The sequence below is a fragment of the Plantactinospora sp. BB1 genome (genome assembly GCF_003030385.1).
Lineage (GTDB): Bacteria > Actinomycetota > Actinomycetes > Mycobacteriales > Micromonosporaceae > Plantactinospora.
On the sequence record NZ_CP028159.1, the window covers coordinates 4,075,574 to 4,088,642 of the forward strand.

Here is a 13,069-nt window from a genome sequence, read left to right on the forward strand (position 1 = left end):
GGTCACCCGGAACCGGACGAGGACGAGGACGGGGGTGCGGGCCGGGGTGCGGGCGATGACCTACAACATCAAGAACGGCGGCCGCGACGGCACCGACCAGGGTCGGCTCGATCGGGTACTCCAGGTCGTCGCCGAGCAGCGGCCGGACGTGCTGGCGTTGCAGGAACTCCGGGGCCTGCGCCGGGACCGCGACCGGCTCGACACGGTGGCGCGGCGGCTCGGCATGCGGGCGTACCTGGCCGGCGGCTGGTTCGGGCAACCGGTGGCGATCCTGGTCCGGCCGCCGGTCGAGGCGGTCGCGGTGGCGCCGGTCCGCCGGCCGTTCCACCACGGGGCACAGCGGGTCGTGCTGGCGACCGACCGGGGGCCGCTGACCGTGCTCGGCACGCACCTGAATCCGTACTCCGGGCGGCGCCGGCTGCGGGAGGCCGGCTGGCTGGTCGGGGCGGCCGGTCGGGGCGGACCGGACCGGAGGCCGTTACCGGAGCGGCTGGTCCTGCTGATGGGTGACCTGAACACGCTCGACCCGGGCGACCGGCACGACGGGCGGATCGGCCGGCTCCTGCCGGAGTACCGGGCGCGGCACCTGATGCCGGACGGGCTGACCGTGGACAGCCGCGCGGTCGCCGCGCTGTACCGGGCGGGCTTCGTGGACCTGTTCCGGCCGGAGGGTTCCGGCACCCCGGCCGACCGGGCGGAGCCGCCGCACACCGTGCCGACCAGCGCGGGCGGCGGGGCGGAGTTCACCGGGATGCGACTCGACTACCTGCTCGGCACGCCGCCGCTCGCCCGGTTGGCGCACGATCCTCGGGTGGTCACCGGTGGTGCGGCGGAATCCGCCTCGGACCACTACCCGGTCACCGTCGAGTTCGACCTGCACCCGCGCTGAGCACCGGGAGACGCCCCAGACCCTGGCAGGCGACCGCCACCGAGGCCGCTCGGGCGTCGAGTCCGCTCGGGCGCCGAGTCCACTCAACCGAACCGGCTCAGGCGCCGAGTCCGACGTCGCGGGCGAGCAGGGCCGCCTGGACCCGGTCCGCGACACCCAGCTTCGCGAAGATCGCGGAGAGCTGGTTGCGTACCGTCTTCTCGCTGAGCCCGAAGTGTCGCGCGATCTTGGCGTTGGTGTCGCCGAAGGCGAGCCGGCCGAGGATGTCCCGCTCCCGGGCGGTGAGCTGGTTGAACGGGGCGGGCAGCTCGACCGGCCCCCGGTTGAGGGTGGTGAGCACCGACGGCCCGATGCCCGGACCCAGCACGACACCGCCCTGCGCGACCGTACGCAGCGCGTCGATGACGGCGTCCGGATCCGTGTCCTTGAGCACGTAGCCCCGGGCGCCCGCCCGCAGCGCCCGGGCCACGATCTCCTCGTCGTTGGCCATCGTCAGCATCAGCACCTTGGTCTCCGGGCAGGACTGGACGATCCGGGCGGTGGCGTCGACCCCGTCGCCGTCCGGCAGCGTCACGTCCATCGCGATCACCTCGACCCGCTCGGTGACCGCGGTGCTGATCGCCTCGGCGGTGGTCGCCGCCTCGAAGACCTCGCTGACCCACGACTCGCCCTCAAGCATGGTGCGCAGCCCCCGGCGCACCACCGGGTGGTCGTCGACGATGAGGATCCGTCCACCGTGCACCATGCTCGTCGCCGCCTCTGCCCGCACACCGCGTCCTGTGCGCTGCCAGCGGGCGGCGGAATGGCACCGCGGAGCCGGGCTGCGCATCGCGGGTTCAGCGTAGCGGGCTAGCCGGTCCGGCCCGCGTCGCTGTCCGGACTCTGGTTGCCGGCGGCCTGCGGGGCGGTGCCGGCGGGCTGTGCCGTGGTGCTCCGCGGCTGCGGCACCTCCGACTCCGGGCCGGTGTCGACGGATCGGTGGGCGACCCCCCAGCAGCCGTCCGGGCCGCCGGAACCGAGATCGGTCCCGGAGTCCCCGGCCGTACGGTCGGGGGCGGCGGCATCTACGGCCGGTGCTCCGGTGGCCGCTCGTCCGAGAGTGGCTGGGCTGTCCTGTGCCACCGCACCGGTCGGCTGGTCGGGTACGGCCGGCTGGAACGGCAGACGCACCCGGATGGACGTACCATGTGGACTGCTCGGGGTGATGTCGAACTCGCCGCCGAGTTCGGTGGCCCGTTCCCGCATCGAGTCGAGGCCGACCCCGCCGGGCCGGCGCGGGCCGAGCCCCACCCCGTCGTCCACGATCTCCACCGTCAGCGCCCGGTCCCGGTGCACGTTCACCCGGCAGCTGCTGGCCCGGGAGTGCCGGGTCGCGTTGTTCAGCGCCTCGGCGACGATCCGGTACGCGGCCACCTCGATCGCCGCCGGCAGCCCCTGGAGGTTCCCGTCGACCTGCAACCGGACCGAGAGCGTCGGGCTGTCGAACCGGGCGCACTCGTTGCGCAGCGCGGCGGCGAGCCCCCGGTCCAGCGCCGGTGGCCGGAGCTGGTCGACGAGTTGGCGTACCTCGGCGGTGCAGGTTTGCAGGTCCGCGGCGAGGGCGTCGAGGATCCGACCGGTGCGGGGCTGCCCGGCGACGAGCTTGTGCGCCGCCCGGACCTGCATGGCCATCCCGGCCAGCGTCGGGCCGAGCCCGTCGTGCAGGTCGCGGCGGAGTCGCCGACGCTCCTCCTCACGGGCGGTGATCAGGCGCTCCCGCGACTCCTGGAGGTCGTGGATGAGCCGGACGGCGTCGGCCGCCACGGCCGCGTGCAGTGCCAGGTCGCCCAGCAGCCGCCGTTCCACCGGGGTGAACCGGCTCGCCGCGCTCCGGTTGGCGACCAGCAGCCGGCCGACCCGGTCCCCCCGGGTAACCATGTCGAACGCCTCGACCGGGGTGTTCGCGGTGCCGTGCGCGGCGAGGACGCGCGGCCCCTCACGCCCCTCGACCTCGACCGCGACGTGCGGCACCCGCAGCGACCGGGCGATGGTGTCGGTCAGCAGCGGCAGCACCGCGCCGGGCTCGACGGTACGGCCGAGCAGCTCGCCGAGCCGGGCCATCACCTGGTACGGGTCGTCGCGGTCGCCGTAGAGCAGCCGGTTGACCCCCCGCTGCACCCGGCCCCGGGCCGGCTCGAAGGCGACCGCGATCAGCCCGGTCGCGACCAGCGAGGCGTTCGAGGTGCTGCCCGCCATCAGCAGGTCCCGGAGCAGGGTGATCAGCCCGACGAACGCGGCGATCACCAGCAGGCTCATCACCAGCCAGACGATGGTCCGGTTGATGACCTGGTCCAGCCCGTACAGCCGGTAGCGCAGCACCGCGACGGCCATCCCGACCGGAAGTGCGACCACCATGATCACCCAGGCTCCGGGCAGGTCGATGGTCTCCAGCACGAGGCCGAGCAGCAGCAGGATCGCGCTTGCCAGCAGGCAGGCCAACTGCGCCCGGGTCTCACCGTCGGCCCGTCGCCAGCGCAACACCAGCGCGACCAGTGCCGCCACCAGGCCGAGCACGGTGACCCCGATGCCGAGCAGACCGACCAGCACGAGCGTGCGGGCCCGCTGGGTCGGCGCCGCCTCGGCGACGCTGACCAGGCTGTAGGGGTCGTCCAGGGCGGCCACCGCGTAGGCGAGCGAGGCGACGGTGATGCCGACGACCATCAGCACCGCGACCGGTCGCCACCGCCGGGACGGCAGGCGGCCGTCCGGGAAGACCAGCAGGGCAAGGAAGATCAGTCCGTACGGCGGCCACCAGGCCCACTGGCTCAGCCAGGCGGCGGGCAGAACGTTTCCCCAGCTCTCCGCGAGCGTGGCCATGCTCGCCGCCCCCCCGGCGGCGAGCATGAGCCGGCCCACGAGATGTCCGGGTATGCCTACCAGGACCAACGCGCCCATGGCGGTGAACGCGACCGCGATCACCGCGGTCTCGCCGGTCAGTTGGACCGTCGAGCCACCAATGTTGATCACTTGCCCGATCACCGCGAGCGCGACGACAACGGCTGCCCCGACCAGCACGGCGACCCGACGTGCGGGCCACCGCCCGGTGTCCTCGGTGGACGTCACCCCTTCGACCCCTGTCCGATCAAGTGCTCAGTGTGTCCAGCCGGCCGCGTGCAGGGAGTTGTGGAACCAACCACCCTGCGTCATCAGCCTGACGCCACCGGAGGGCGAGTCGCCACCCGGGAAGTGCGCCGCGTCCTCGGCGAGCGTGCCGCCGCCGAGCTGCGGCAGCGCGGCGATCGCCTCGTCCACGGTCAATCCGGAGTCGGCGACGGTCTCCGGGTGCCGGCGGATGTAGTCGCCGACGTGCTGGACGACGGCCTGTAGCCGGCCCTGGACCAGCTCCGGGTCGGGATCCTCCAGCGTCGGTACCAGCCCCTCCAGCTCCCAGGCGTGGCTGAGTACCGGCGCGAGCCGACGGCCCGCCTTGTCGAAGAACTCAAGGCCGCCCTGGGCCTTGGCGCCGATGTCCTTCTCGCTCAGCATCTCCGCGACGCTGCCGTAGGCGTGCGCGAAGCTGTTGTCGCTGGCGATGACGATCGGTTCGATCTCGGTACGGCGAACCGGGCGAATCGGCTTAGCGGTCATGACACTCCCCTCGTAATCCAATCTCGACGGTTCTCGGCGCTGGTGGGCGACGGTTCCTCCGCAGCCTAGGCCCGCTGTTCAACGGGGCGCGGAACGGTCCGTCGGACTGACGCATCATGTCCCGTCGGGGGTCCCGCAGGCCCGGGACCGGTGTCCCAGTCCACTCGGGAAAATCCGGCGTGTCTCCGTACGGTCCGGTACCCGACCGGATCTGGTGCACGACTCTCCGATCGAAGCCACCGCTGCGGGGCCCGGCCGGAGGTACTCGATGTCGGGTCGATGGCCACTCGATGCCCCGGCCCGGCACTCTCGTCGGCGGTGCCAGCCGCCACTCACCACGGCCGGCACTTCACCAATCGCCAAACCGGGGAGACCTATGACGCCCGAGTCGTCGGCAACCGCGAGCCGGAGTTCCGGCCTCGCCATGCCGCTGCGTGGGCAGACCTCGGCTCCCGCACGCCACCCGTCGTGGTCCGGGCAGCCTGAGCCGGCCGACCTGGTCGGCGAGCTGCTGGACCGGATCAGCCTCGCCGGCTGGACCGTGCGGCAACGGGCCGGGCGGACCGTGGTCACCCCGGCGCTGCCGGTCAACCGCCTTCAGGGCTGGAAGCTGCACGTCTCGGCGACGCCCGCGAACGCGCCGCTGGTGCTCGCGGCCTGCGCGCCGACGCTGGTCGAGACCGGTACCGAATTCAGCTTCGTCGCCACCGCAGCGGGGCTCGCCGAACTCAACGGTCCCCGGGCACCGAGGGCCCGGGCCGGAAAGTTCCTCACCGTGCACCCCGCGACCGACGAACTCTTCCGGGAACTGGCGAGACGTCTCGACGAGGCGACCGCCGGCTACGTGGGGCCGGCCGTCCTCTCCGACCGGCCGTACCAGTGGGGCGGGGTGGTGCACTACCGGTACGGCGCCTTCGGCGGGGTCGGCGTACTGGACGACGACGGCCGGTACCGGCGCTGCCTGGTCGATCCGGAGGGGAACCTGGTCGAGGACCGGTGCGAGCCGGTCTTCCGGCCACCGGCCTGGGCCGAGCCGCCGTTCGACTCCGCGCCGGGGCGATCGGCCCCGGCGGTGCCCGGGGCGCCGGTCTGGCCGACCAACCGGGCCGGCCCGACCGGGCCCAGCTGGTCGGTGGCGTCGATGCAGATCTTGGGGACGTCCACCGCCGAACCGGTCTTCGGTTCGGCGGGGACGGCCGGGTCCGTGGGGGGCGGACCGGGGGGCCCGGCCGGGCCCGCAGTACCTGCTCGGTCGGGGGGCTCGACCGAGTCGGAGGGCCCGGCCGGGTCGGGGGAAACCACGCGGGTGGGGGAATCCGCGCGGACGGGGGGAACCGCGCGGGTGGGGGAATCCGCGGGGTTCGGGGGAGCCGTGCGGTTCAGGGGAGCCGCGCGGGTGGGGGGACCTGCCGGGTCGGGGGACCCGGTCGGGCCGGCGGGGGCGGCCGGGTCAACGGGGGCGGTCGGGTCGACGGGGACGTGGGGGCCCGTCGACCCGACCGGACCGGCCGAGGTCCTGATCGGCGGCAGGTACGCGGTCACCGGGGCTATCCGGCAGGCGAACAAGGGGGGCGTCTACCGGGCCCGGGACCTGCGTACCGGCGTCGAGGTCCTGATCAAGGAGGCCCGGCCGTACGTCGGGGTCGACGCGTACGACCGGGACGTCCGGGACCTGCTCGGGCACGAGGCGCGGGTGTTGCGCCACCTGCTCCCGCTCGGCGTGACGCCCCGGCCACTGCGCGAGTTCGTCCAAGGCGACCACCGGTTCCTCGTCGAGGAACTGCTCCCGGGGCGGCCACTCTCCGCCGACCTGCCGGACGTACGGGTGGTCGGTCCGGGCCGACCCGGCTGGCATCACCTGCTCGGCCGGCTGGCCCGGCTGCTCGGCGCGGTGCACCCCGTCGGCGTGGTACTCCGGGACCTGGCCCCGGAGAACGTGCTGCTGCTGCCGGACGGCGACCTCCGGCTGGTCGACCTGGAGCTGGCCGCGTTACGCACCGGCGGGCCGGACGACTGGTCCTACCTCGACCTGCGGCTCTCCGGCGCGGCCGGCTTCGTCGCTCCGGAACTGTGGCGGGGCGCGGCACCGGACCCGGCGGCCGACCTGTTCAGTCTGGGCGTGCTGGCTCTCTGGCTGGCCGGCCGGGTCTCCCCGGCCGGCCTCGACGTGGCGGGTACCGGCTCGTGGGCCGGATCCGCCGGCCTGCCGGTACGGTGGCCGGAGGACTGGGTGGCGGCGCTGCTGGCGCCGTCGTTCGGCGGGCCGCCGGTTCCGGCGCCGTTGCGCCGGATCGTCACCGGCCTGCTGCGGGCGGAGCCTGCCGACCGGATCGGGCTGGACGAGGTGGTCGGGCTCTGCGCCGAGGCTTCCGGTCCGGTCGTTCCGTCGGCCTCCGCGACGTCCCGGGTGCCGACCCGTGCACCGGACGGCACCGCCAAGCCGTCGCCGTAACCGGCTGGACGCCATACGACGACCGACCCGGTCCAGCCAGATCCGACCTCTCGCGGCCGCGCCGATCGGCGGCGGCACGCTTCCGGTCACTCGCTTCCGGTCACTTGCTCCCGGCCTCTTGCTCTGGGTCACTCGCTCCCGGCGCTCGCTTCCGGTCGCTTGCTCCCGGTCACTTGCTCCCGACCTCTTGCTCTCGGGCACTCGCTTCCGGTCACTCGCTTCCGGTCACCTTGCTCCCGGCCACTTGCTTCCGGTCACTCGCTCCCGGCCAGGGCCGGGTCGGGCGGGCGTACCTGGCCCGGGATGACCGCCACGACGTCCGGCGGGCGCTGGGCCGATCCACGGCGCGGCGCCGGAGCGCCACCGACCGGCCGCCGTGCCACCGGCTCGGGCTGGTCGGCGGGGCAGAGGATCGGGGTGGCCCGGGGCGCGACGCCGATCCGTCGGATCACCCCGCGCAGCGTTCCCGTCCTCCGCAGCGGAGCCGGCTCGTCGGTGCCGCGCCGCGCCCCGACCCCGACCGGACTCGCCGCCGGAGCCGGACGCTGCCCGGCCAGCCACTGGACGGCCGCGCAGGCCGCCGCCCGGTCCGGATCACCCAGCTCGTCGAAGAGCCGCCGGGCGGCCCGCGCCGCCGTCCAGGCCGCGCCGGACTCGGCCCGGGAGAGCAGCAGCAGGGCGTTGCCGAGCGACAGCAGTGCCCGGCCGCGATCGACACCGCCCCGGTCCCGCAGCGCGGCGCGACCGTGCGCGACCGCGCGCTGCCACAGCTCGGTCAGGCCGCGCTGGTGCAGGAAGTTCGTCGGTGCCACCGCCAGCCGCCAGGCCAGCTCGGTGTCGCCGAGTCCGGCGGCCTGCTCGGCGGCGCCGACCAGCAGGTGCCGTTCCGCGCCGAGCCAGCCGAGCGGGTCGGCGTCGACGGCGCGCAGGAGTCTCTCGCCCGGACCGAACCCGCGCGGCAGGCCGATCGCACCGGCCGGGAAGACCTGCTCGGGTACCTGCCGGTCGGCGCGCAGCGCCAGGTCCAGCACCCACCAGTACGCCCGGCGGTGCGCCGTCGCCCGGGTCGGCGGTGGATCGTCGACGCCGACCCGTTCCGCCGCGTACAGCCGGACGAGTTCCGGCATCCGGTAGCGGGGCAGCCCGGTACGCCGGTCCGGCACGGGCCACACCAGACCGGCGTCGGTCAGGGCGGCCAGAGCCTGTTCGGCGCTGCTCTCGTCGGTGTCCAGCAGCGGGACGGCGAGCCAGCCGGGGAACTCGGCCACCGGCAGCGCGCCGAGCCGCCGCAGCAGGGTCGCGGGTTGCGCCGCCAGCCGCTGGTACGCCCCGGCCAGGCCGCGCCGCACGTCCCGGTCGCCGTCGACGAGCCGGTCGAGCCGGCGCGTACCGTCGGTGAGCCGGTCGACGGCCTGGGGCAGCGACCGGTCGGCCCCGACCGCGAGCCGATTTCCGGTGACCCGGATCGCCAGCGGGAGCCGGTCACAGAGCTGCACCATCCGGTGCACGGCCGGCAGGTCACCGGCGACCCGGTCCGGCAGCATGCCGGTGAGCAGCCGGACCGCCGGCTCGACCGGCAGCACGTCGAGGGTGACCCGGTGGGCGCCGTCCAGGCCGGCCAGCGGGCGCCGGGCGGTCACCAGCGCCGCCGAGGCCGGCCCGGTGGGCAGCAGCGGGCGTACCTGCGCCTCGTCGGCGGCACCGTCGAGCAGGACCAGGATCCGGCGCCGTGCCACCAGCGACCGGTAGAGGTCACGCCGCTCGGTACGCCCGTCCGGAACCGCGGTCCCGGGTACGCCGAGCGCGCGGAGGAACCCGCCGAGTACCTCGTGCGGGTCCACCGGCACGCCCTGACCGCCGTCGACGAGTTCGGCGTAGAGGCAGCCGTCCGGGTGACCGGGGCCGACGTCCCAGCCTGCCCGGATCGCCAGTGCCGTCTTGCCGACCCCGGGCAGGCCGGAGACGACCACCACGGCTGGTCCGGTCCGGCCGGTGCCGTCCCCGAGGGCGCGGCGGATCCGGGTCAGTTCGGCGTCCCGCCCGACGAAGTCGGCGACGGCGGGTGGCAGCTGCCACGGGACGTCCCCGGTGCGTCCGGTCGTACCGTCCCGGCCGCTGGGTCGACGGCGGGCCGGGCCGCCCGGTTGCCCGCCGGGCCGCCGACCGGGCAGTCCACCCGGTCGACGAGCCGGTCGTCCGGCCACCCGACGGCGGGCCGGTGGCCCGCCCGGGCGCCGTCCCGGCCGGTTCGCATCGGTGCCCCCCGAGTCGACGGCGGCCGCCAGCGACGCGCCCGGCCCCGCCAACGGGGCTTCCGGCCCCGCCAACGAGGCACCCGGCCCCGCCAACGGAGCTTCCGGCGGGAGGTCGAGCGCGGGATCGCGGTTGAGGATCCGGTGCTGGAGTTCGGTCAGGCGGGGGCCGGGCTCGATCCCGACCTCGTCGGCGAGTCGCCGCCGGAAGTCCTGCAATCCGGTGAGCGCCTCGGTGACCCGGCCGCAGCGATAGAGCGCGAGTACCAGATTCTCCCGGAACCGTTCGTTGAACGGATCCGTGGCAACCAGCCCGACCAGTTCGGTGACCAGGTCGGCGTGCCGGCCGAGCGCGAGTTCGAGTTCGATGCAGCGGGCCCGGATCGCGGCTCGCCGCTCGGTGAGCAGGGTGGCCGCCGTCCCGACCAGTTGACCGGGCACCCCGGCCAGCGCGGAGCCGCGCCACAGGTCGAGCGCGGACCTCAGCCGTGCGACGGCCTCGGCGGGCCGGCCGGTGGAGGCCGCCCGCTCCGCCTCGGCGACGTACCGCTCGAACAGCAGCGCGTCGAGTTCGTCGGTCGTCACGGCGAGCCGGTAACCGGCCGACTCGGTGAGTACCATCGGCCGCTGCGCGCCGGCCCGGGCGAGCAGCCGGCGCAGTTGGGACACCACGATGGTCAGTTGGCTGCGGGCGGTCGGCGGCGCGTGCCAGCCCCACACCGCCTCGATCAGCCGGTCGGTCGGCACCGTCCGGTTGGCCTCCAGGAGCAGGGTCGCGAGCAGGGTCGAGACCCGGGCGCTCCGGATCCGGAGTGGAGCACCGGCAACCTCGACCGACAGGGGACCCAGGATTCTGAACCGCATACTCGTCTCCGCCGCGTCGCCGCGCGACAGCCGTACGACTGCCTGGGGCCGAGCCTGCTGCACCGCCCGGGGCCGAGCCAGGGACAGCTGACCCGGCTGTCCGGGAGGAATGCCCGACACGCCGGGCACGCCCCGACACGTCGGCCGGTCGGTCGAGCGCCGGCCGGCCGATCAGAGGAGCAGATTGACGAGTACGGTCAGGACGATCGAGCCGACGATCGAGATCAGGATCATCAGCAGGCAGCCCAGTCCGCCACCGAGCGGGCGTACCTCGACACGGCCGAATCGCATCCCGGTCAGAGCTCCCGCAGCCGGGGCAGCAGCTCGTGCTCGGCCCAGTCCAGGAAACGCGGCTGGCCCTCGACGCCGACCTGCACGAACGCCACGTCGGTGAAGCCGGCGTCGACGTACTTGCGGAACGCCTCGACGTGCGGGTCCAGGTCCGGTCCGCAGGGTACGAGCTGCGCGATGTCCTCGGGACGGATGGCCTCGCTGGCGCTGACGAAGGACTCCGGCCCGGGCAGCTCGGCCTTGACCGTCCAGTTCAGGGCGGCCCACCGCCATTGATCGTGCACCGTCTTGCGGCAGTCGTCGGCGTCCGGGCCGTAGCAGACCGCCGCCTGCCCGTAGCGGGGCTTGCCGGCGCCGCCGCGTTCGTCGTACATCCTGACCACGGCCGCGTCCGGGTTGTCGCAGACCAGCGCGTCGGCGTACTCGCATGCCAGCTCGACCGAGTGCGGCCCGGAGGCCGCGAGGGCGATCGGGATGGGGCTGTCCGGCCGGTCCCAGAGGTACGCCTCGGGCACCTCGAAGTGGTTGCCGGAGTAGGAGAGGTTGTCGCCGTCGAGCAGCGGCCGGATGATCTGCAACGCCTCCTCCAGCATCTCGTGCCGCTGGTGGACGTAGGGCCAGGCGCCCGCCACGTGTTCGTTGAGGTTCTCCCCGGCGCCGAGCGAGAGGGTGAACCGGCCGTCGGACATCACCCCGATCGTCGCGGCCTTCTGCGCCACCACCGCCGGGTGGTACCGCCGGATCGGGCAGGTCACGTAGGTCATCAGTTTGATCCGGGAGGTGGCGTGCGCGACCGCGCCGAGCACGGCCCAGGCGTAGGGCGAGTGGCCCTGGGAGGCGAGCCAGGGGGAGTAGTGGTCGGAGATGACGAGATAGTCGAAGCCGGCCTGTTCCGCCCGGACCGCCTGGTCGACCAGGTCCTTCGGTCCGGTCTGTTCACACATCAGCGTGTAGCCCACCCCGACCATGCCGGCCTCCTCCGTCGTCCGATTCCGGTTGTCTACCCCTCCTGGCGCCGGTAAACCCCGGTCGTCCGGCGTGAAGTGCAGTGACGTCCTTGACTATTTCCCGACCGTGGAGGTAGGTTCGTCCTTAACCGGTTAAGAATGGCCGGTGCATCATCCTTGTGGTGGGGATGACGGCGCCCGTGGCGGTCGGTCACCGCACCGCCCGGGCGCCGCCGGCGGAGTTCGGTTCTTCCCCCCGGTCAACGGCCGTATTAACGTGTCCGACCATGGTGATCTCTCGACGGCTCGGTGCCGTGCTGGCGGCGACGACCGTCACCCTCTCGCTCGGTGCCACCCCCGCGTCGGCCACCGGGCGGGGTCACGGTCACGGCGGTGCCGGGAAGCCGGGTGCGCCGGGGGTCGGCGACGGCTACTTCCCGGCGGCCGGCAACGGCGGGTACGACGTCCTCCACTACGGACTCGAGATCCGCTACGAACCGACCAGCCGGGCCTTCGCCGGGGTCGCCACGATCAGCGCCCGGGCCACCGACCGGCTCTCCCGGTTCAACCTCGACCTGCGCGGCTTCGAGGTGCGGTCGGTGACCGTCGACGGCCGGGCCGCCCGGTACGACCGGGACGGCCAGGAGCTGCGCATCTCGCCGAGGAACGGCCTGTCCCGGGGCGAGCGGTTCACCGTCGTCGTCCGGTACGACGGCACCACCGGCCGCCCGACCGACATCGAGGGCGCCCTCTACGGCTGGGTCTCCACGCCGGACGGCTCCTTCGTGGCGAACGAGCCCGACGGCGCCGCCACCTGGTATCCGGTCAACGACCACCCGACCGACAAGGCCAGCTACGACTTCCGGATCACGGTGCCGGCCGGCAAGACCGCGGTCGCCAACGGCGAACTCGTCGAGCAGCGCACGAGGAACGGCTGGACGACCTTCGTCTGGCGGGCCCGCGACCCGATGGCGAGCTACCTCTCCACCGCCTCGGTCGGCGACTACGACCTGCGTCGCAGCACCGGTCCGCGCGGCCTGCCGATCATCGACGCGGTCGACCGGGACCTCGGCCCGGACGCCGCCGACGGGCTGGCCCGGACCAGGGAGATGATCCAGTACTTCTCCGACCTCTTCGGCCGGTACCCGTTCACCTCCTACGGGGCGATCGTCGACGACGACGAGGACGCCGGGTACGCGCTGGAGACGCAGACCCGGCCGATCTACTCCGGACCGCCCGGCGAGGGCACCGTGGCGCACGAGCTGGCCCACCAGTGGTACGGCAACAGCGTCAGCCCGGCCCGCTGGCAGGAGATCTGGCTGAACGAGGGGTTCGCCAGCTACGCCGAGTGGCTCTGGGAGGAGCACACCGGCGGGCGTACCGCGCAGGCGCGGTTCGACACCAACTACGCCCGGCCGGAGACGGCGAGCTTCTGGAACCCGCCGCCCGGTGACCCGGGTGCGACCAACCTCTTCGCCGGCTCGGTCTACACCAAGGGCGCGATGACGCTGCACGCACTGCGTACGAAGATCGGTGACCGGGCCTTCTTCGCCCTGCTCCGCGCCTGGTACGCGGCGAACCGCGACGACACGGTGACCACCGCCGACTTCGTCCGGCTCGCCGAGAAGGTCAGCGGGCGGCAGCTCGACGCCTTCTTCCAGACCTGGCTCTACACCCCGGGCAAGCCCACCGCCTGGTGACGATCCGGCACCGCCCCTCCGTCCGGTACCGGGCGGAGGGGTTACTT

Annotated in this window: 8 protein-coding genes; 3 read left to right on the forward strand and 5 right to left on the reverse strand. The window is 73.9% G+C overall.

The genetic code is table 11. The features are described 5' to 3' along the window. The first annotated feature begins 55 nt into the window (after positions 1–55). Positions 56–889, forward strand: coding sequence for an endonuclease/exonuclease/phosphatase family protein (locus C6W10_RS17800; protein ID WP_107264055.1), 834 nt, complete (start codon positions 56–58; stop codon positions 887–889). Positions 890–986: 97 nt separating this feature from the next. On the opposite strand, the gene C6W10_RS17805 is transcribed toward C6W10_RS17800, so the two are convergent. The 3 genes from C6W10_RS17805 to C6W10_RS17815 form a co-directional block, all read right to left on the reverse strand. Next, positions 987–1,658, reverse strand: coding sequence for a response regulator transcription factor (locus C6W10_RS17805; RefSeq protein ID WP_234359066.1), 672 nt, complete (start codon positions 1,656–1,658; stop codon positions 987–989). An 80-nt stretch (positions 1,659–1,738) separates the two neighbouring features. Beyond that, a complete protein-coding gene (locus tag C6W10_RS17810; RefSeq protein WP_234361835.1) occupies positions 1,739–3,991 on the reverse strand; it encodes a sensor histidine kinase in 2,253 nt (750 codons plus the stop codon). A gap of 27 nt (positions 3,992–4,018) precedes the next feature. Beyond that, positions 4,019–4,516, reverse strand: a complete 498-nt coding sequence (locus C6W10_RS17815; RefSeq protein WP_107259042.1) for a hypothetical protein — start codon at positions 4,514–4,516, stop codon at positions 4,019–4,021. Between the two features lie 376 nt (positions 4,517–4,892). Here C6W10_RS17815 and C6W10_RS39470 point away from each other — a divergent pair, with 376 nt between their 5' ends. After that, on the forward strand, positions 4,893–6,968 hold the full coding sequence (locus tag C6W10_RS39470; RefSeq protein WP_159104633.1) for a hypothetical protein: 2,076 nt from the start codon (positions 4,893–4,895) through the stop codon (positions 6,966–6,968). 254 nt (positions 6,969–7,222) lie between these two features. Here C6W10_RS39470 and C6W10_RS39475 read toward each other — a convergent pair whose 3' ends face one another. Next, entirely contained in the window at positions 7,223–10,084 is a 2,862-nt protein-coding gene (locus C6W10_RS39475; RefSeq protein WP_107259044.1) for an AfsR/SARP family transcriptional regulator, read from the reverse strand. A gap of 296 nt (positions 10,085–10,380) precedes the next feature. After that, entirely contained in the window at positions 10,381–11,343 is a 963-nt protein-coding gene (locus C6W10_RS17830) for a TIGR03557 family F420-dependent LLM class oxidoreductase (RefSeq protein WP_107259045.1), read from the reverse strand. A 266-nt stretch (positions 11,344–11,609) separates the two neighbouring features. Between C6W10_RS17830 and C6W10_RS17835 the strand changes: the two genes are divergently transcribed. Beyond that, positions 11,610–13,022 carry a M1 family metallopeptidase gene (locus tag C6W10_RS17835; RefSeq protein WP_107259046.1) on the forward strand — a complete coding sequence of 471 codons (1,413 nt, stop codon included), beginning with the start codon at positions 11,610–11,612 and terminating at the stop codon, positions 13,020–13,022. Positions 13,023–13,069 lie beyond the last annotated feature (47 nt).

What these genes read in the sequence shown, in the direction of transcription:
- C6W10_RS17800 (WP_107264055.1), top strand. Translation starts at nt 56, where the DNA reads ATGACCTACAACATCAAGAACGGCGGCCGCGACGGCACCGACCAGGGT.
- C6W10_RS17815 (WP_107259042.1), bottom strand. Translation starts at nt 4,516, where the DNA reads ATGACCGCTAAGCCGATTCGCCCGGTTCGCCGTACCGAGATCGAACCG.
- C6W10_RS39470 (WP_159104633.1), top strand. Translation starts at nt 4,893, where the DNA reads ATGACGCCCGAGTCGTCGGCAACCGCGAGCCGGAGTTCCGGCCTCGCC.
- C6W10_RS39475 (WP_107259044.1), bottom strand. Translation starts at nt 10,084, where the DNA reads ATGCGGTTCAGAATCCTGGGTCCCCTGTCGGTCGAGGTTGCCGGTGCT.
- C6W10_RS17830 (WP_107259045.1), bottom strand. Translation starts at nt 11,343, where the DNA reads ATGGTCGGGGTGGGCTACACGCTGATGTGTGAACAGACCGGACCGAAG.
- C6W10_RS17835 (WP_107259046.1), top strand. Translation starts at nt 11,610, where the DNA reads ATGGTGATCTCTCGACGGCTCGGTGCCGTGCTGGCGGCGACGACCGTC.